Source organism: Sphingobium fontiphilum (genome assembly GCF_014196635.1).
In the GTDB taxonomy this organism is placed as follows: Bacteria; Pseudomonadota; Alphaproteobacteria; order Sphingomonadales; family Sphingomonadaceae; genus Sphingobium; species Sphingobium fontiphilum.
Genome location: NZ_JACIEB010000002.1, coordinates 209,951 through 229,274, shown reverse-complemented (window position 1 = coordinate 229,274; position 19,324 = coordinate 209,951). Strand labels below are relative to the sequence as shown.

The following is a 19,324-nucleotide window of genomic DNA, read 5'->3' as shown; positions in this document are numbered from 1 at the left end:
GGTCAGATCACCCATTTGCCAATGTCGGCATCGGCCGGTTTCAGGGTCAGGTCGGGACGGATGGTGGGGCCAAGGGCGCGGATGCGGTCCTTGATATGGGCGGGGCGGGGGCCTTCTTCGGTCAGCGTCCCGTCGATGACATAGGCGCCCACGACGCGCAGCGCCGCTTCTTCCGTGCGGGCGAGGTCGTCGCCGCGCTCGCCCACGTCGACGGCCTCGGCCACCAGCCGCGACCAGCCGTCGCCGGCCCACCAGATCACGTCGCCGGACTGCAAATCATTGCCGGTCAGAATCTTCACCCGATAGTCTCCCCTTGAGCGGTCCACGCCGCCAGCACGTCCCGCGCGATGGCATGGGACGCCACATCGCCCACGACGATCAACGCCGGACTCTTTACAGTTTCGCGCGCCACCATCTCGCCCAGATCGGTGAGCAAAGTGCGCAATATCCGAGCGTCGGCGCGGGTGCCATTCTCGATCACCGCGACCGGCATGGCGGGCGACACCCCGTCCGCGATCAGCTTGTCGGCGATGTCGGCGGCCGTCGCCACGCCCATATAGATGACGAGCGTGCGGCCATGGCCCGCAAGGCCCGACCAGTCCTGTTCCGACAGGCCCTTGCATTGGCCCGCGACGAAGGTCACGGCGCTGGCCGCGTCGCGATGGGTGAGCGGCAGTTGCGCCTGCGCGGCGGCGCCAATCGCGGCGCTGATGCCGGGGACGACCTCCACCGGCACGCCCGCCGCGCGGCAGGCCTCCACTTCCTCGCCGCCCCGGCCAAAGATGAACGGATCGCCGCCCTTCAGCCGCACGACCTTGCGCCCTTCGCGCGCCAGATCGACCAGCAGGGCGTTGATCGCCTCCTGCGGCATCGAATGGCGGCTGCGCTGCTTGGCGACGGAAATCAGGTCCGCGTCATCGGGGGCCAGCGCCAGTATCTCGCGCGATACCAGCCCGTCATGCACGATCACATCCGCCCCGCCAATCAGCCGCGCGGCGCGCAGCGTCAGCAGTTCCGGGTCGCCGGGACCGGCGCCGACCAGAAAGACGGTGGCAGGGAGGGCATTTTCCATGAGGCGCAAATGGCGACCGCGCAGGCAAAGTGCAATTCAGATTGGTTTGCCCGCGCCGTAGGAAATATTTGAGGGGTGCATCAAAAGGCCGCATGGGCCGCCCGCTGTGCGTCGTTCGCCCGGCGAAGCTGGTCCTGATACCGCTGCGCCACCTCTGACTTCTTCCGCTGTGCGTCGGTGAACTTCTGGCCCGCCTCGCGGCTTCCTTCTATGCCTTCTCGGCTGTGGTCGCTTCGATGATTTCGCGGTATCTCATGTGAATATTTAGATGAATCGCGGCGGTGGAGTGTGGGCCGGTGGTGCGGGGATTTATTTCACGAGTTTTTGGAGTGACTGGTGGTCAACGCGATGATGGTCCTGCGCCGACCCCTTCTTCAATAGAGGCCGGACAAGTCTACTCATTCCAAACTCGTCCCTATTCGGAGTTCGGTCCAGCCAACACGGGCCGGTTTGCGGCCATCAAGATTCTCGGCGTTGATGACCGGCATGTCGTTGTCGCGGTGCTGGACCGCGTTTGGCCCGACGCTCCAACCGGCAGCGATATCCGCGGCATCTCGATAATCAACGAGCATCGGTTCGCGCATACGGGGAGGCCCGCCGTGTTCGGTGTAAATCGCGATTGGTGGAAGCCGGAGAGTGATCTGGACGAGTTCAACTTCGCCGGAACGCTACCAGTTTCCCGCGCAGAGCAGTCGCATGTCGATGCGGTTGCGAACTACGCGCCGGGCTCGCGGCTCTCCACGCTTCACGCGGCCAATGATGCTGCTGAAGGAGAGTGGCGTTGGGCGAATGATCGAGATGCGTTCGTAGTCGAGGCCGAGAAGAAGAAAGCCAAAAATGAGGCCGAGCGTGCGGCCAAGGAGGAACGGTATCGCACGCGGTTGAGCAAACTGACATGGGCGCAGCTTCGATCCGAAATACCCTTTGAGCGATGGACCCCATCGCCGCCGTTCCCGCCGGAAGAGTTTACGATGGCTGCGCGAGCAACGATCCGCAGCGCTTGCAATGCTCTTGAACAGCTTGGGCCGAAACCCCGCCGGACGGATGTCCGGGTGATCCTGAAAAAGACGGTGATCTGGTTTAACGAAGCGGATGAAGAGGCCGGAGGCGTCATCGAGACAGAGGAGCGCGAAGATATATGCGCAGTCCTCGAAGAGATGGCGCATGTAGCGCGACAGAAGGTTCTCGTCGATGAAATAGACGAGTGGCGCGAATGGTAGGGCTCGACATCCACAACATCGTCATCCTGACCGGCGCGGGCATCTCCGCTGAGTCCGGGCTTGCCACCTTTCGCGGGCCCGATGGCTTGTGGGAGGGGCATCGGGTGGAGGATGTCTGCACGCCGCAAGCCCTCGCGCGCAATGCGGCGCTGGTGCATCGCTTCTACGACGAGCGCCGGGCGAAGCTGAGCGAGGTGACGCCCAATCCCGCGCATGAGGCGCTTGCGGCGCTCGACCGGGCCTGGCCGGGCGACCTGCTGATCGTGACGCAGAATGTCGATGATCTGCATGAGCGCGCCGGGGCGGCGCGGCTGCTGCACATGCACGGGGAATTGAAATCGGCCCTGTGCGCCGCCTGCGGCCGGGCGGTTCCGTGGCGCGGTCCGCTGCCGCCCGGATCGGTCTGCGGCGGCTGCGGACAACCGCGTCTGCGGCCCGACATCGTCTTCTTCGGGGAAATGCCCTATGAGATGGAGCGGATCGACGCGGCGCTGGCCGATGCCGACCTGTTCGTGTCCATCGGCACATCGAGCGCGGTCTACCCCGCCGCCGGTTTCGTCCAGACCGCCCGCCACCATGGCGCCCGCACGCTGGAGCTTAATCTCGATCCGTCGGCGGGCAGCTTCTATTTCGAGGAAAGCCGGCTTGGCCCGGCGAGCGAGCTGGTGCCCGCGTTGGTGCGGGAATTGCTCGGCTAAAGGGCTTTGCTCTTCGCGCTTTCCGCCGGTTCGTCGCGATAGAGCAGCATGACCGATCCATCCTCGCCATTGACCGCGCGGACGGGCAGGCTGGCCTGAAGCGCGGAGAGGAATTCGCCGCTGTCCGAAATGCGGAAGCGGCCGCCGATGCGCAGGCCCGAAACGCGGGTGTCGCCGATCAGGATCGGGGCGGTGCGGTAACGGTTGAACTCCTGCGTCGCCTGTTCGATGGTTTCGCCATTGAGTTCGACCATTTGCTCGCGCCAGGCGGTGCGCTGGCTGACGAGGCCGGGATCGAGCCGGGTCAGTTCGATCGTCTGCGGCCGGATGATGGCACCCTGACCCGCGCTCACCCTGCGCAGCACATGGTCGCCCGCATGGACGGACACGCTGCCTTCCGTGACGGTCAATTCGATCAACTGGTCGCGCATCCGCACGTTGAAGGCGGTGCCGGTGGCGCGGATGACGGCTGACCGCGCCTCCACCTCGAACGCGCGGTCGGCTTCATGGGCGACCCTAAACGAGGCTTCGCCATGCAGGACGCGGACGCGGCGGCCATTGTCGGTGAAGCGCACCTCCGCCTCGCTGCCGCTATTGAGGTGCAGGCCCGATCCGTCGGCGAGCGCAATGTCGCGGATTTCGCCCACGGCGGTTTCATAGCGGTCGACGCCGCTGAACGTATGGATGGTGACGATGGCGGCGACGATGAACAGCAGCACCGCGGCGGCGGCGGCGACCATGATGTTGCGCGATAGGCGGGCCTGCTGCGCCTCCGTCATCATCAGTTCGGGCGGGGGCAGGCGAATTTCGGCGGCGGCGGATTTCAGCCGGTCAGCGGATTCCCAGGCGACTTCGGCCTGGGCGAAGGCGACGGCGTGGCGTGGATCCGATTCGATCCAGGCGCAAATTTCCGATTCTTCTTCGGGAGAAGGCTCGCAATGGAGCCTAGCCAGCAGGCGCGCGGCTTCCGCCTCGATCCTGCTCCGCTCCTCGCTTGACCCTGGAACCCACGCCTGCACGCTCGAAATCCGTTTCTTCACGTTCTGCCCAGGCTCGCATAACTATCGCAATCGCTTTGGCCAGATGTTTTTCAACAGTAGAAACGGATAGGCCCATTTCCTCCGCTATTTCCAGCATGGATTTTTCGTGGACGCGGCGAAGAACAAAGACGCGGCGACATTGAACCGGCAGCGAATCGACGATGGTCTGCACCTGGCGCAAGGCTTCGCGAGCGTGCAATTGGGCTTCGGTGTTGCTTTCGCCCTGCAATAATTCAAGGTCGGCGATCGTTTCGAAACTGACCACCTTGTTGCGGCGGGCGGCGTCGATCACCAGATTGCGGGCGATGGTGAAGAGATAGGCGCGGCCGGTGGTGACATTGGTCCAGTTTTCGGTGGCGTAGGCGCGGGTCAGAACCTCTGCGACCATGTCCTCCAGTTCATGTCCGGTGGGCAAAATGCGACGCAGGCGGCCCCGCAGCGCCGCTTCATGCGGCAGAATGACGGTTTTGAACCAGTCCAGTTTTGCGCGAACCCCTTGCACGTCGACCCCCACTTCATTGTCAGCCGTGCCTCTCCAGCGACGTTATGTTTTTGTGTCGTTCATATTTCAATCATGGATTCATCAGGCTGTCCAGCGCGACGAGGGGCAAATTTGCTGCAATGCGGGACGAGGGGCAACGCTATTTCAAAAACCTGTGGATAACGCGCAACATTAAGCGCCTGAGCCGTGCGGAATCTCGTCCGGTGTTTCGTTGGGATGCTTCTCGTCGGGGGCGGGAGGGGCGATTTCTGGCGGATGCGCGCCCGGCGTTTCCGGCGGAGTCGACGGCGACGGCGCTTCGGGCGGGGCCTGCGGCTCGATCCGGTCGGGCGGCGGGGTCAGGGGCGCGTCATCATCGGTCGCTGGCATCATCTTGCTCCTCTGGTCAGGGTTACGCTTGGGCGGGCGGGACGGTTCCCTGACGCGAATCGACTATCCCTTGCCCTTGGCGATGCTTTTCTCTATGCCGCGCCGACCGGCGACCGATGCGGGCGTGGCGAAACTGGTAGACGCGCCAGATTTAGGTTCTGGTATCGCAAGATGTGGGGGTTCGAGTCCCTTCGCCCGCACCAGTTGCGACCATGACTGGTTGTCGCCAACGATATTCAGCTGAAGAAAGCGTTTGAGAAAAGAGATGCAGACTGTCGAGACGTTGAATGAAGGCCTGAAGCGCGCCTACACCGTGACCATCACGTCGAAGGATATCGACGCCCGCGTCGAAAAGGAAGTGAAGGCGATCGCCCCGCAGGTGAAGATGCCCGGCTTCCGCCCCGGCAAGGTTCCCGCGAATCTGGTCAAGAAGATGCACGGGGAATCGTTGCAGCGCGACGCGCTCAACAGCTCGATTCAAGAAAGCATCCAGAAGCTGATTGCCGATCAGAAGCTGCGTCCCGCGATGCAGCCGTCGGTGGAGCTGGACGAAGGCTTCGAGTTCGGCAAGGACGCCGAGGTCAAGGTCGCGCTGGAAGTGCTGCCCGAAATCGCGGCGCCCAGCATCGAAGGGCTCAAGCTCGAGCGGCTGACCGTTGCGGTCGCCGACGAACAGGTTCTCGAAGCCGCCGGCCGCATCGCCGCCCAGCAGGGCGCGCTGGAAGCCCATGGCGAAGACCATGAAGCCGCCGATGGCGACACGCTGCTCATCGATTTCGTCGGCAAGGTCGACGGTGAAGCGTTCGAGGGCGGTTCCGCCGAAGGCGTTCGCCTGACCATCGGGTCGGGCCAGTTCATCCCCGGTTTCGAGGAGCAGCTGACCGGCGTGAAGGCGGGTGAGGAAAAGACCATCGAGGTCACCTTCCCGGAAGATTATGGCGCCGCCCATCTGGCCGGCAAGGCCGCGACCTTCGACATCACCGTCAAATCGGTTCTGGACGCGTCCAAGCCCAAGGTCGACGATGAGTTCGCCAAGTCTCTGGGCCTGGAAGGGCTGGACCAGCTCAAGGATCTGCTCAAGGGCCAGATCGAGCAGGAACATAACGGCCTGACCCGCACCCACATGAAGCGCAAGCTGCTCGACCAGCTCGCCGCCGCCCATGATTTCGACGTGCCGCCGAGCATGGTCGAGGCCGAATTCGGCCAGATCTGGGCGCAGTTGCAGCATGAAGCCAGCCATGAGGCCGACCCCGAAGCGGCGCTGAAGGAAATGGAAGCGGAAAAGGAAGACTACCGCGCCATCGCCGTTCGTCGCGTCCGACTGGGCCTGTTGCTGTCGGAAATCGGTCAGGCCCATGGCGTGACCGTTTCGGATCAGGAAATGAACCGCCTGATCATGCAGGCCGCCCAGCAATATGGCCCGCAGGACCGTGAGCGTTTCGTCCAGTATGTCCGCCAGGATCCGATGGCCGCCGCCCAGCTGCGCGCGCCGCTTTATGAGGACAAGGTCGTCGACTTCCTGTTCGACAAGGCCGAAGTCACCGACCGCGCCGTGACCCGCGAAGAGCTGGAATCGGCGATCGAGGCCGAAGATGGCGACATCAAGCCGCACGTCCATGGCCCGGACTGCGGCCATGATCACGCCCATGAGGAAGAGCCCAAGGCCAGTAAGGCGACCGGGAAGGCCGCCGACCAGGCTGAGGACGCTCCCGCCGCCGAGGACGTAAAGGCCGAGGAAGCCGCCGAGGCGCCCGCCAAGCCCAAGAAGGCGCCGGCGAAGAAGGCTGCCGCCGCCAAGGAGGGTGATGAGGCCGCTGAAGCGCCCGCCAAACCGAAGAAGGCGCCGGTGAAGAAGGCTGCCGCCAAGGCCGAATGATCCGTTCCTGATATGGGAACCACGGCGCCCGGCTTTCCCGAAGGGGATGGCCGGGCGCTTTGCATATCCGGCCAGTCATGGCAGACGAAATATTAATCATGGTGCGCCATGGATCGGGAGCCGACAGAAAGATGTGCGGGGACGGAAGGGCGTCAGCGATGAAGGAATTTCCAGCGCTTCAGGGCGCGCAGGCACTGGGTGGACCGCGCATCGCCGTCATCCTGCCCTGCTATAATGAAGCCGGGGCGATCGTGCAGACGATCGAGGGTTTTCGTCAGGCGCTGCCCCAGGCGGATATTTATGTGTTCGACAACAACAGCAGCGACGGCAGCCGCGAACTGGCGGCCGGGGCGGGGGCCATCGTCCGCCGCGTGACGCAACAGGGCAAGGGCCATGTGGTGCGCCGCATGTTCGCCGACGTCGACGCCGACATCTATATCATGGCCGATGGCGATGCGACCTATGAGGCCGCCGCCGCCCCGCGCATGATCGCCGCCATGCTGGAAGACAATCTCGACATGGTGGTCGGCTGTCGCAAGAGCGATGAGGAAGATGCGTATCGCCGTGGCCATCGCTTTGGCAACTGGGCGCTGACGACCCTGCTCAAGCAATTGTTCGGCCGCAGCTTCACCGACATATTGTCGGGCTATCGCGTCTTTTCGCGCCGGTTCGTGAAGAGTTTTCCGGTGCTGTCGGCTGGTTTCGAAATCGAAACCGAAATCAGCGTCCACGCGCTGGAACTCGCCATGCCCGTGGCCGAGGTGATGACCGCCTATGGCGCGCGGCCGGAAGGGTCGGTCAGCAAGCTCTCCACCTATCGCGATGGCTGGCGCATATTGCGCACCATCATCACCCTTTACCGGATCGAACGGCCGGTGCTGTTCTTCGGCCTGATCGCGGCGTTGCTGGCTGTGACGGGCCTCGCGCTGTCGGTCCCGCTGATCCTGACCTATCTGGAAACCGGCCTGGTGCCGCGCTTTCCGACCGCGATCCTGGTGACGGGGCTCATGATCCTGGCGACATTGTCGGGCATGTGCGGCCTCATCCTTGATACGGTCGTGCGCGGTCGTCGCGAAGTCCGCCGCCTGTCCTATCTCGGTTTTCGCGCGCCGTCGGACTATGCCGCGCGGGCGTGATTGGGCGAACGCGGACTCTTCCCCCCTTGAACCATCGGCCTTTTGTGCCGATGTAGGACATGGGCAAAAGCACTTACCCCGGAAAAGAGCACAATGACCAATATCATGTCTGACCCCATGGCCGCGCTGGTTCCCATCGTCATCGAACAGTCGAATCGTGGCGAGCGCAGCTTCGACATCTATTCGCGCCTGCTGCGCGAACGGATCATCTTCATCACCGGCCAGGTGGAAGATCATATGGCGTCGCTGATCGTCGCCCAGTTGCTGTTCCTGGAATCGGAAAATCCGAAGAAGGACATCTGGATGTACATCAACTCGCCCGGCGGCGTGGTGACGGCCGGCATGGCGATCCACGACACGATGAAATATATCCGGCCCCAGGTCGGCACCGTCTGCATCGGTCAGGCCGCCTCGATGGGCAGCTTCCTGCTCGCTGCGGGCGAACCGGGCAAACGCATCGCCCTGTCCAACGCGCGGATCATGGTTCATCAGCCTTCGGGCGGGGCGCAGGGCATGGCGTCGGACATCGAGATTCAGGCGAAGGAAATCCTGCGTATCCGCCGCCGCCTCAACGATCTTTATGTCCAATATACGGGCCAGACGCTGGAGGCGGTGGAGCGCGCCATGGACCGCGACACCTTTCTGGAAGCGGACGAAGCCAAGGCATTCGGTCTGGTCGACGAAGTGTTCGATCGCCGTCCCGGCGCCGTCGAAGCGGCCGACGCCTGACGAAAGCTTTGCCGCGCCGGCCCATTTTCGCCTCTTGTGAAAATGGGCCGGCGCGGTCTAAGATGTAATTTGGACTAAAAATATCCCGGCCCATTGCGGCAATTCGGCCAGATCGCCGGGAAGGAAGAAATAGATGACCAAGCTGACCGGCTCCGATTCCAAGAGCACGCTCTACTGCTCCTTCTGCGGCAAATCGCAGCATGAAGTGCGCAAGCTGATCGCGGGGCCGACCGTATTCATCTGCGATGAATGCGTCGAACTGTGCAACGACATCATTCGCGAAGAGACCAAGGGCGGCCTTGTCGGCAAGAAGGATGGCGGCGTTCCCACTCCGCAGGAAATCTGCGACGTGCTGGACGATTATGTCATCGGCCAGAACCGCGCCAAGCGCGTCCTGTCGGTCGCGGTCCACAATCACTATAAGCGCCTGAACCACGGTTCGCGCCCCGGCGAGGTGGAACTGGCCAAGTCGAACATCCTGCTTGTCGGCCCCACCGGCTGCGGCAAGACCTTGCTGGCGCAGACGCTGGCCAAGACGTTCGACGTTCCCTTCACCATGGCCGACGCCACCACGCTGACCGAAGCCGGCTATGTCGGCGAGGACGTGGAAAACATCATTTTGAAGCTGCTTCAGGCGTCCGACTATAATGTCGAAAAGGCGCAGCGCGGCATCGTCTATATCGACGAGATCGACAAGATCAGCCGCAAGGCGGAAAATCCCTCCATCACCCGCGACGTGTCGGGCGAGGGCGTGCAACAGGCGCTCCTGAAGCTGATGGAAGGCACCACCGCCAGCGTTCCGCCGCAGGGCGGGCGCAAGCATCCGCAGCAGGAATTTCTTCAGGTCGACACGACCAACATTCTGTTCATCTGCGGCGGCGCTTTCGCGGGTCTGGAAAAGATCATCGGCGACCGGCTGGAGGCCAAGTCCATCGGCTTTGGCGCCCATGTCGCCGCGCCGGAGGAGCGCAAGACCGGCGAATTGCTGCGTCAGAGCGAGCCGGAGGATCTGCTCAAATTCGGTCTGATTCCCGAATTTGTCGGCCGCCTGCCCGTCATCGCGACGCTCGAGGATCTGGACGTGACCGCGCTGGTCAAGATTTTGGTCGAGCCCAAAAATGCGCTGGTCAAGCAATATGCCAAGCTGTTCGACATGGAAAATGTCGAACTGAGCTTCACCGACGACGCGCTGACTGCGATCGCGAAGAAGGCGATCGAACGCAAGACCGGCGCGCGGGGCCTCCGCTCGATCCTGGAAGCGATCCTGCTCGACACCATGTTCGACCTGCCCTCCATGCAGGGCGTGGGCGAAGTGGTGGTCGACAAGGATGTCGTTGCGGGCACCAAGGAACCGATTCGCGTGTTCAGCGAGACGGAAAAGCGGGCGGGCGACGCCGCCTGACAAAGCTGCCTTTCCGTAACGGAAGGCCAGAAAAGGGGTCGGCAGTCTCTGCCGGCCCCTTTTGCGTCAATGCCGCGCCTGCACAAAATATCCTGCTGTGTTGCAAATCTGCATCACCGCTCGCCGGGGTTCGCGATCCCCTATAATATCAAATAAAAACAAATATTTGTGGATATGCTGGCCGGTGATTCCGCTGGGCCGGATCGCGTCCCCCTCCATTGTGGCACTGCAGGCGATGCACTGTAGCAAAAGCGCCACCAGAGCATCACAGAACTGTCGCCCCAGGTCGCCAGACGCTGCCCCGGCTTGATCGGTAAAGCCAGGGCGCACCCCCGCGCCGCTCTTGAAAAAGGGACAAGGGTAATATGAAGCAGTTTCTCAAGTGCAGCGCCGCGCTGATCGCGATGGCCGCACCCGCCGCCGCCTTCGCACAGTCGACCGGCTCGCAAGATTTCGAAGACACGATCATCGTCACGGGTGCCAAGGTCAACGCCGGTATTGACGGCGTCGTCCTGCCGGACACCACCAAGGCGAAGGGTGTTCTGACCCAGGAAATCATCGCCAAGCAGGGTTCGGGCAACACCATCCTGAACGCAATCAACCTGATCCCGGGCGTCAGCTTCACCAACAACGACCCTTATGGCTCGGCGGGCGGCACGCTCAACATTCGCGGCTTTGGTCCGGATCGCGTTTCGCTGACGTTCGATGGTATGCCGCTCAACGATACCGGCAACTATGCGATCTATTCCAACCAGCAACTCGATCCGGAACTGATCGAGGAAATCAACGTCAACCTGGGTTCGACCGATGTCGACAGTCCGACGGCGGCGGCCTCGGGCGGCACGGTCAACTATCGTTCGATGAACGGTTCGGACGATTTCAGGGTAACGATGGTCGGCGCGGCCGGCGAATATGATTTTTTCCGCCTGTTCGGCCTGGTCGAAACCGGCGTGTTTACGCCCTTCGGCACCAAGGCGTGGTTCTCCGCCTCGACCACGCGCAACGACAATGTGTTCAACAATTTCGGCCAGATCGACAAGCAGCAATATAACGCCAAGATCTACCAGCCGATCGGCAGCAATGGCGACTTCGTCTCGATCGCCGGCCATTATAACGCCAACCGGAACAACTTCTTCGGCTCGCTGCCGCTGCGCACGGACACCGATCAGGGTCGCGTTGTTGGCCCCAACTCCAGCAACCGCTATCCGATGAACAAGGATGAGCGCTTCTACACGCTCGCTCCCTGCACGGTCCCGACCGGTGTCTCAGGCGTTGCGGACTCGGCGGGTAGCTGCGGCACCGTGTTCGACTATCGCTTCAATCCTTCGAACACCGGCAACATCCGCATCAACTCGCGCTTCACGCTGGCGGACGGCCTGATCCTGACGGTCGATCCCAGCTATCAATATGTGAAGGCGAACGGCGGCGGCACTGCGGCCGCGCGCGAAGGTTTTTTTGATCTCGACAGCGGTGCGGGGGTGACCAATGTCGCCGGCTATTTCGGCGGCGCGCCCTATTTCGGTCGCGACATCAATGGTGACGGCGACATCCTCGATCAAGTCAACGTGCTGGCGCCCAGCCAGACCCAGACCCATCGCTTCGCGGTGATCAGTTCGCTGCGCTACGACATCAGCGACACGCAGCGCGTCCGCGTCGCCTATACCTTCGATCATGGCCGTCACCGCCAGACCGGTCAGGTCGGCCTGCTTGGCAACACCGGCGAAGCGCTGGACGTGTTCCCGGTCGACGATCCGCAGCTCGACGTTGCCGGCAACGTGCTCCAGAAGCGTGATCGTCTGTCCTATGCTATCCTGCACCAGTTCTCCGCCGAATATCTGGGCAAGTTCTTTGACGAGGCGCTCACCGTCCAAGCGGGGCTGCGCGCGCCCTTCTTCAAGCGCAAGCTGGACAATAACTGCATGACCAGCAGCGCGTCGGGCTTCGTTGAATGTTTCGGCTCGGGCGTTGATATCCCGTCGAACATCGCCACCCTGCGTCCGACCTGGGCGGCTGCGCAGGAACGCACCTACAAATATGACAAGCTGCTCCCCAGCGTCGGCCTGAATTACAAGATCACGCCGCAGGCCGCCGTGTTCTGGAACTATTCGAAGGGTCTGTCTGTGCCGGGCACCGACTCGCTCTACAACGCCTTCTTCTTTGCCCGCGACACCGATGGCGCCAATCCGTCGCCGGAAACCACCGACAGCTTCGACCTGGGTGCACGCTACACCACTTCGCGCCTCCAGGCCCAGTTCTCGCTCTGGTACACCAATTACGAGAACAGGCTCGCGTCCTCCTATGATCCGGAGCTGAACGCGAGCGTCTATCGCAACCTTGGCAAGGTCGAAAAATACGGCATCGATGGCAGCATCAGCTACTCGCCGATCGAATATTTCACCCTCTACGCCTTCGGTTCGTACCTGAAATCGAAGATCAAGGATGATATCGCGATCGGCGTTCTGGACGGAACGACCATCTATGCCCCGACCGCCGGCAAACGTGAATCGGGCGCCCCGGTCTACACGCTGGGTGGGCGTGCGGAGGTCAACTTCGAAGGCGTCACCATCGGCGTCCAGGCCAAGCGTACCGGCAAGCGTTATGTTTACGACACCAACCTGCCGACCTATCGCGGCACCACTGCGGCGCCGGTCGAAATCTACGGCGCGGCCGCTCCTGCCTACACGTTGGTCGATCTTGACGCGCGCATCTCGCTCGAGCGTTGGGGCGCCAAGAACACCTGGTTCCAGCTCAACGTCAGCAACCTGTTCGACAAATTCTATGTCGGCGGTTTCGGCGGCGGCCTGAACCAGTCGCTCACCCTGTCGAGCGGCGCTTATGGCAGCCCCGGCTTCGTGCAGATCGGATCGCCGCGCGCCGTTTCCGGCTCGCTGCACGTCAGTTTCTGATCGTCGGTCAGGTCAATATCCAGAGAAAGGGCGGGGCGCAAAACCCCGCCCTTTTTCATTTCAAACAGGCGTCGAGGCCATCGCGCTGGACCACGCCGATGCGGGCGGCGATGCTGTTGCCATAGCGGCGGGTGAAGCCCTTTGGGGCGACCGCCCCGCGCTTCTTGGGCAGGGGGAGGACGGCGGCGATGCGGGCCGCTTCGGTGCGGGTCATGCTGGCTGCGCCATGATGGAAATATCGGATTGATCCCGCCTGCACGCCATAGGTGCCGATCCCGGTCTCCGCGACGTTCAGATAGACTTCCATGATCCGCCGCTTGCCCCAGATCGCCTCGATCAGCACGGTGAACCACGCCTCGAACCCCTTGCGGATGAAGCCGCCGCCCTGCCACAGGAACACATTCTTCGCGGTCTGCTGGCTGATGGTGGAGCCGCCCCGGATGCGGCCGCCGCTGGCGTTGTGGATCGCCGCCCTGGCGATGGCGTCGACGTCGAAGCCATGATGGGTGCAGAATTGGCTGTCCTCCGCCGCGATGGCCGCGCGGGCCATGTCGGGGTCGATCCGCGACAGGGGCGTCCAATCCTTGGTGATGCCGTTGCCGTCCATGATCATCGTCATCGTGACCGGCGGCGGCGCGAAGCGGAACAGCACCACCAGCAGCAGTGAGAGCAGGATGAAACCGCCAATGATCTTCAGCGGAATGCGGATCCAGCGCGAACGGCGCTTGCGGCGGGGACGGGCAGGGGAAGGGGCGGCTGCGTCTGGCTTGTTCATGCCGATAAGGTAACGGGACTGATGGCCGCCGTCATCCGTCCATCGTGGGTCAGGCCATGGCGATTTTTCGTTCGCCCGAACCGCGCCCTATCATCAGCACCAGCAGCGCGGCGGCCAGACACAGCAGCCCCGCGCCGATGAAGGCGGGCATATAGGATTGCCACAGGGTGCGCGACAGGCCGCCGCCCAGGGCGGCGCTGGCCGCGCCAAGCTGATGCCCCATGAATATCCAGCCAAAGACGATGTTGGCCCGCTCCGCCCCGAAACGCTGCGCCGTCAGCTTCACCGTCGGCGGCACCGTCGCCACCCAGTCGAGGCCATAAAAGGCGGCGAAGATCGACAGGCTGTAGAGCGAGAAGTCGCTGAACGGCAGGTAGAGCAGCGACAGGCCGCGCAGGCCATAATAAACGAACAGCAGCCAGCGATTGTCGAACCGGTCCGACAGCCATCCCGATCCCAGAGTGCCGGCGAAATCGAATAGCCCCATCATCGCCAGCATGGAGGCGGCGCCCACCGCCGCCAGCCCGAAATCGCCGCACATGGCGATGAAATGGGTCTGAACCAGCCCATTGGTGCTGGCGCCGCAGACGAAGAAGGAGAGGAAGAGTATCCAGAACACGCCATCGCGCGACACATCGCGCAGCACGCGCAGCGGGCCGAGCAGCAGCGCGCCCAGGCTGGCGGGCGGGGCGGCGAGGGCGTCGGCTTCGGTCCCGCCATAGGGCGCAAGGCCCATGTCGGCGGGCCGGTCCCGCATCAGCGCCAACACCGCAATCGCCGCGATGCAAAGCGCCCCGCATACGACCAGCGCGGCCGCGCGCCAGCCCAGCCCATCGGTCATCCCGGCGAGCAGCGGCAGGAAGACAAGCTGCCCCGTCGCCGTGCTCGCCGCCAGCATCCCCATCACAAGGCCGCGCCGCGCCACGAACCAGCGCGTCGCGATGGTCGCGCCCAGCACCATGGCGGTCAGGCCCGTGCCAACGCCGATCACCACGCCCCACAACAGCACCAGTTGCCACCAATGCGCCATGCCCAGCGACAACAGCAGTCCGCCAACAATGATCGCCAGCGAGATCAGCACCATGCGCTGCACGCCAAAACGGTTCATGAAGGCGGCGGCGAAGGGCCCCATGCCGCCGAACAGCAGGAAACGGATGGCGAGCGCGCCGGAAATATCGGCCGCGCTCCACCCAAATTCCTGTTGCAACGGGCGGATGAACACGCCGGGCGCGCCGACCGCGCCCGCCACCGAAAGCATCGTCAGGAAAGTGGCAGCCGCCACCACCCAGCCATAATGCCAGCCTCGGGCGCGGAAGCGGAGGGCGAGAGCGTTGGAGATCGTCATATCCTAGCCATTGGGAAGATGCAGGCCCTTGTCAAAGGGCCAATCGGCATGTGCCGGCATCGCCACCATCCTGTCGACTGGGGGAACCGCTCCCCCGACGGAGATTTATGCCCTGTAGCGGAGAATGGATGACGGGATGGCGGATTGGGTGCTTGCCGCTTTGCAATATTATGGCGCGGCCACAGCGACGCTGGCGGCGCTGCTGGTGTCGCTCAATCTGGGGCGACGCGTGACCGGCTGGGCCTTCGTCCTTTTCGTCACATCGTCGATCACGTTGATCCTGTGGGGCTTTCTGTCACCGGACAGCGACGGCATCGGCTATCAGAATGTCGCACTGCTCATCATCAACGCGGTTGGCGTCTGGCGCTATCTGCTGCGTCCGGCGCGATCATGCGAAGCGCGTCGGGACGGGGAATGAAGGACACGGGCTTTGCCGCCTTCGGCCATGATGACGGTGTGCTCAGCGTTGGGATTGCGCCTGAAACCAAGGGATCATGCGGGTGAGCGCATCCTCCACCCGGTCGGTCGACACGGCGAAGCTGATTCGGATGAACCGGCGGCCGTCGACCGGATCGAAATCGACGCCCGGCGCCGTCGCCACCCCGGTATCGGCCAACAGGCGTCGGCAGAAGGACAGGCTGTCATTGGTCAGGTGACCGACATCGGCATAGATGTAAATGGCGCCGTCGGGCGGCGCGATGCTGGACAGGCCGAGGGCAGGCAGCGCCGCCAGCAACAATGCCCGGTTGCGCCGATAGGTGGCGACATGGCCGTCCAGTTCGTCCGCGCAATCGAAGGCGGTCAGCCCCGCCCGCTGCGCCAGCACCGGCGGCGTCAGGAACAGATTGCCCATGCGCGCCCGCGCCGCGTCGACCAGCGCAGGGGGCACTACGATCCAGCCCAGCCGCCACCCGGCCATGCTGAAATATTTGGAAAAACTGTTCACGATGATGGCGCCGGGCGCATGTTCCAGCATGGACGCGGCGGGTGCGTCGAAACTCAGCCCATGATAGATTTCGTCGGAGATGATGCGGATGCCCCTGTCCGCGCACAGTCGCGCGATGGCGGCCAGTTCGTCGGGCGGGATGATCGTGCCGGTGGGATTGGCGGGACTGGCGAGGATCAGGCCGTCGGGCGCGGGGTCGAGCGCCGCCAGCGCCTTCGCGCTGATCTGGTATCGCTCCGCCGGGCCGCAGGCGACCTCGACCGGCTCCAGATAGAGGGCCTTCAGCGTGTTCCGATAGGCGACATAGCCCGGCCGGGCCGTCGCCACCCGCATTCCCGGCGTGAACAGGCAGGTGAGCGCCAGCACCAGCCCCGGCGATGCGCCACAGGTCAGGATGACCTGTTCCGGGTCCACCGCCACGCCATGCCGCTCGCGATAGAGGCCCGCTATCCGCTGCTTCAGCGCCGGGCTTTCCCAATAGCCCATGGGATCGGTGTCCAGCACATGATGCGCGGTCGCGATGGCGGCCGCAGGCGCGCCTGTCGACGGCTGGCCGAACTCCATATGGATGACCGACCGCCCCGCCGCCTCCATGGCATGGGCCTCGCGGCTGATGGCGATGGCGTGGAACGGTTCAATGGCGGCGATCATGGACTGGTCGCCTAATTCATCGGCGCGCGCGGGACAAGAATGACCGGCGGCGGCGTGCAAATGCTGAAGGTGGCGCCGCCCTACAGGTTGCGCATCGACCGAATGGCCCTAGAAGATGGGGCCTGTCGTCGACGCGGCGCGACATCCACCGGGGGCAGGACCAATCGCATCATGGCAAAGCCGCTTTCCAAAACTTCAGGCAGCAGGATCCGCCCATGAAATTCGGCGTATTGGGCTTCAGCTATCACGGGTTCGATACCTTCCGTGCCGATCTCGCGGACCGGGGCAGCTATTCCATCAATCTGGGCGACAATGCCCAGTCCATCGCCGCACGCCATGTCTATCGCCAGCTTGGCGTAAACGATGCCGACATGGTGACGTTGGATCGCGATACGCTGACCAGTTATGATGGCCCGCCCGCGACACTGATCATGAACGGCGTGTTCTGGGCGCATCATCTGCCGCCGCCGCCGCAGGTCAGGCCGATATTTGTCGGCTTTCGCGTTAATCACCCCGCCGCCATCCGCCAGCATCGCGACTGGCTGGCCGCGCATCAGCCCATAGGCTGCCGCGACCCTGCGACAGCGGCATGGCTGGCGAAGGTGGGGGTCGAGGCCTTCGTCACCGGATGTATCACCATGTGCCTGCCGCCGCGCCCGGCGCCGCTGGAGGATGGCAAGCTGCTGGTGGTTTTTGGCGAAAAGGCGGGGCATCTGCCCGCCGAAATATTGCGGACCATTCCCGATCAACTGCTAGGCCGGACGGAATATGTCGCGCATCGGCTGCCGGTGTTTGAATATCCTTTGTCGGCGCAAGCGATGATGCAGGTGGAGCAATATGAACATTCCATCCTGGACCGCTATCGCGACGAGGCGGCAATGGTGGTGACGTCGCTGCTGCACGTGGCGTCGCCCTGTCTGGGGCTGAATGTGCCGGTGATCCTTTGCCGAAAGGATCGGGATGCCCGCTTTGGCCTGCTGGAAAAGAAAATCCCGCTCTACACGCCCGATCAAGTGGGGGATGTCGACTGGTCGCCCTCCATCCCCGACGTTCGGCCGGATGCCGCGCGGATCGTCGAACTGGTGGGGCAAGCGCTTGGCTGAAGACGCGCGCCCGGAAATCAGTTCGGAGCTGTTGGACCGGACAGCGGCAATCACGCGCGCGCGTGAGGCAAGCGGGGCGCAGGATATTACGACCGCCGCTGACCTGTGGACGGATTTGCTTTCCGGGGGGGCGCTCGCGCAGCCGGACATGCGCGTCGCCGCGCAGACCTTGTTGCTGGCGGGGCGGCTCCATAGGGGGCTGCGGGTTTTGACGGACGCGCGGTGGAAGCAGAAGGGCTCGCTCTGGTTCGTCACCCAATTGGCGAAATTGGCGACCAACAGCCCTGAAATATGGCGGGCGGAGGGCGATGCCGACAATTGGTGGGGCGTTGCCAAGGCCGCCATGCGCGATGCCGCCGACTGCCGCTTCGACGATTGCCGGGACAAGGTGGAGCGCGCCGTGCGGCTGGTGCGAGCGGAGGGCGGCGCGGTCCTGCTGTCGGGCATGATCTTCCTCATCACGACCAGGCTGATCGCGCTGGACCAGCATGGGCTGGCCCATGCGTTGCGCGCGCGGCATATGGAACCGGCGACGCCAGAATGGGCGCGCGTGCAGGAGGATGTGCTGCTGCTCAACCTGTGGCGGCGTTTCGATGACGAGGCCGACGATGTCGTGCGGCGCGCCCAATTGGCGCCTTGCTGGGCGGACATGAACTGTCGCGGCGCGATTTACCGCTATCGCTGGTTGCGCGAGGGGCCTTCGGCGTCGTTGATTGCGGATCTGCGGCAAGCCCACGCCGAGCGCCCCGCAAACCTGGTGTTCCGCGACCTGCTCTACGCCACAGCCGGAGAAGCGGGCCTGTTGGCCGACGTGCTGGGGCCGATGGATGATGAACAGCATCGCTGGCGGCTGGAGGAGGATGCGGCGAGGTCGCTTCCGCTGGCGCAATATCTGGCCAGCCATGGCTTCGCGCGGAAGATGCACAGCCATCGTTTCCGCCTGATGTTCGACGCGATGCAGCGGGAAGCGACGCATTTTTTGTCGGTCCTGGCCGATCCCGCGCAATCGGTTGCGGTCGTAGGCAATTCGCCGATCGAGGTGGGGAAAGGACGGGGCGCCGCCATCGACGCTCACCGCCAGGTCATCCGCTTCAACGACTATAGCGTCGCGCCGCCTTTTGACCGCGATTATGGCGTGCGCACCGACTTTGCGGTGCGCACCATCATCAACAAGGACACGCTGAAACCAGACAGCTATCCCCAGGATACGGTGGTGTTGCTGCGCCATGTCGTTTTTCGCATGAGCCGCGATTGGGACCATATCCTCGACCTGTATGAAGGGGGGATGCGTTTTGGCTATTTGCCGTGGTCCTGCTACCACGCCGCCGCCATGCGGGTGCGCGCCACGCCCAGCGTCGGCCTGATCGTGGCCACGGCGCTGGCCGAACGGCGCGGCGCGTTGTCGCGCGACGACTTTTTCGGCTTTTCCTTCCTCGACCAGTTGGAGGGAGAACGTCGCGCCCATTATTTCAGCGCCGAACGCCCGTCGATGATCCACGACTGGGAAGCCGAAGCTGCGATTTTCGAGAGCCTCTTCGGATAGCTGGTCCGAGG

18 protein-coding genes and 1 tRNA gene are annotated in these 19,324 nt (G+C 63.5%); 11 read left to right on the top strand and 8 right to left on the bottom strand.

Features of this window, described 5'->3' with window-relative positions; genetic code table 11:
* Positions 1-2: 2 nt before the first annotated feature.
* Positions 3-299 (bottom strand): DUF2849 domain-containing protein, encoded by a 297-nt coding sequence (locus tag GGR44_RS05375; protein ID WP_183954438.1) that lies wholly within the window; start codon positions 297-299, stop codon positions 3-5.
* Positions 296-1,072, bottom strand: coding sequence for a uroporphyrinogen-III C-methyltransferase (gene cobA, locus GGR44_RS05370; protein ID WP_183954437.1), 777 nt, complete (start codon positions 1,070-1,072; stop codon positions 296-298). The genes GGR44_RS05375 and cobA overlap by 4 nt, the downstream gene beginning before the upstream one ends.
* Before the next feature lie 296 nt (positions 1,073-1,368).
* Between cobA and GGR44_RS05365 the strand changes: the two genes are divergently transcribed.
* Together GGR44_RS05365 and GGR44_RS05360 are read left to right on the top strand one after the other, a co-directional pair.
* Positions 1,369-2,292, top strand: a complete 924-nt coding sequence (locus tag GGR44_RS05365) for a hypothetical protein (RefSeq protein WP_183954436.1) — start codon at positions 1,369-1,371, stop codon at positions 2,290-2,292.
* Positions 2,286-2,990, top strand: coding sequence for an NAD-dependent deacylase (locus GGR44_RS05360; protein WP_183954435.1), 705 nt, complete (start codon positions 2,286-2,288; stop codon positions 2,988-2,990). The genes GGR44_RS05365 and GGR44_RS05360 overlap by 7 nt, the downstream gene beginning before the upstream one ends.
* On the opposite strand, the gene GGR44_RS05355 is transcribed toward GGR44_RS05360, so the two are convergent.
* From GGR44_RS05355 to GGR44_RS05345, 3 genes are all read right to left on the bottom strand, one after another.
* Complete coding sequence (locus GGR44_RS05355) at positions 2,987-4,009, bottom strand: FecR domain-containing protein (RefSeq protein WP_183954839.1); 1,023 nt, start codon at positions 4,007-4,009, stop codon at positions 2,987-2,989. The genes GGR44_RS05360 and GGR44_RS05355 overlap by 4 nt on opposite strands.
* The gene (locus GGR44_RS05350; protein ID WP_183954434.1) at positions 3,936-4,532 is read right to left on the bottom strand and encodes a sigma-70 family RNA polymerase sigma factor; all 597 of its coding nucleotides are present in this window, start codon (positions 4,530-4,532) and stop codon (positions 3,936-3,938) included. Before GGR44_RS05350 ends, GGR44_RS05355 begins: the two co-directional genes overlap by 74 nt.
* 171 nt (positions 4,533-4,703) lie before the next feature.
* Positions 4,704-4,904, bottom strand: a complete 201-nt coding sequence (locus GGR44_RS05345) for a hypothetical protein (protein ID WP_246344321.1) — start codon at positions 4,902-4,904, stop codon at positions 4,704-4,706.
* 115 nt (positions 4,905-5,019) lie between these two features.
* On the opposite strand from GGR44_RS05345, the gene GGR44_RS05340 reads away from it, so the two are divergent.
* The 6 genes from GGR44_RS05340 to GGR44_RS05315 all read left to right on the top strand — a co-directional run bounded on the left by GGR44_RS05340 (position 5,020) and on the right by GGR44_RS05315 (position 12,950).
* Positions 5,020-5,104, top strand: a tRNA-Leu gene (locus tag GGR44_RS05340).
* A 62-nt stretch (positions 5,105-5,166) separates the two neighbouring features.
* Positions 5,167-6,777 carry a trigger factor gene (tig, locus tag GGR44_RS05335; protein WP_183954433.1) on the top strand — a complete coding sequence of 537 codons (1,611 nt, stop codon included), beginning with the start codon at positions 5,167-5,169 and terminating at the stop codon, positions 6,775-6,777.
* 158 nt (positions 6,778-6,935) lie between these two features.
* A complete protein-coding gene (locus GGR44_RS05330; protein WP_183954432.1) occupies positions 6,936-7,913 on the top strand; it encodes a glycosyltransferase family 2 protein in 978 nt (325 codons plus the stop codon).
* 93 nt (positions 7,914-8,006) lie between these two features.
* Complete coding sequence (clpP, locus tag GGR44_RS05325) at positions 8,007-8,642, top strand: ATP-dependent Clp endopeptidase proteolytic subunit ClpP (protein ID WP_183954431.1); 636 nt, start codon at positions 8,007-8,009, stop codon at positions 8,640-8,642.
* 133 nt (positions 8,643-8,775) lie between these two features.
* Positions 8,776-10,044 carry an ATP-dependent Clp protease ATP-binding subunit ClpX gene (clpX, locus tag GGR44_RS05320; protein ID WP_183954430.1) on the top strand — a complete coding sequence of 423 codons (1,269 nt, stop codon included), beginning with the start codon at positions 8,776-8,778 and terminating at the stop codon, positions 10,042-10,044.
* Positions 10,045-10,409: 365 nt separating this feature from the next.
* Positions 10,410-12,950, top strand: a complete 2,541-nt coding sequence (locus GGR44_RS05315; protein WP_183954429.1) for a TonB-dependent receptor — start codon at positions 10,410-10,412, stop codon at positions 12,948-12,950.
* Between the two features lie 55 nt (positions 12,951-13,005).
* Here GGR44_RS05315 and mtgA read toward each other — a convergent pair whose 3' ends face one another.
* Together mtgA and GGR44_RS05305 are read right to left on the bottom strand one after the other, a co-directional pair.
* A complete protein-coding gene (gene mtgA, locus GGR44_RS05310; RefSeq protein WP_183954428.1) occupies positions 13,006-13,725 on the bottom strand; it encodes a monofunctional biosynthetic peptidoglycan transglycosylase in 720 nt (239 codons plus the stop codon).
* 49 nt (positions 13,726-13,774) lie between these two features.
* Complete coding sequence (locus GGR44_RS05305) at positions 13,775-15,070, bottom strand: MFS transporter (protein WP_183954427.1); 1,296 nt, start codon at positions 15,068-15,070, stop codon at positions 13,775-13,777.
* Positions 15,071-15,206: 136 nt separating this feature from the next.
* Between GGR44_RS05305 and GGR44_RS05300 the strand changes: the two genes are divergently transcribed.
* Positions 15,207-15,488: a hypothetical protein gene (locus GGR44_RS05300; protein WP_183954426.1), complete on the top strand. Its 282-nt coding sequence runs from the start codon at positions 15,207-15,209 to the stop codon at positions 15,486-15,488.
* A 42-nt stretch (positions 15,489-15,530) separates the two neighbouring features.
* Here GGR44_RS05300 and GGR44_RS05295 read toward each other — a convergent pair whose 3' ends face one another.
* Positions 15,531-16,667, bottom strand: coding sequence for an aminotransferase class I/II-fold pyridoxal phosphate-dependent enzyme (locus tag GGR44_RS05295; RefSeq protein WP_183954425.1), 1,137 nt, complete (start codon positions 16,665-16,667; stop codon positions 15,531-15,533).
* A 215-nt stretch (positions 16,668-16,882) separates the two neighbouring features.
* On the opposite strand from GGR44_RS05295, the gene GGR44_RS05290 reads away from it, so the two are divergent.
* Entirely contained in the window at positions 16,883-17,770 is an 888-nt protein-coding gene (locus GGR44_RS05290) for a polysaccharide pyruvyl transferase family protein (protein ID WP_183954424.1), read from the top strand.
* On the top strand, positions 17,763-19,313 hold the full coding sequence (locus GGR44_RS05285; protein WP_183954423.1) for a glycosyltransferase family 29 protein: 1,551 nt from the start codon (positions 17,763-17,765) through the stop codon (positions 19,311-19,313). Before GGR44_RS05290 ends, GGR44_RS05285 begins: the two co-directional genes overlap by 8 nt.
* Positions 19,314-19,324: the final 11 nt, after the last annotated feature.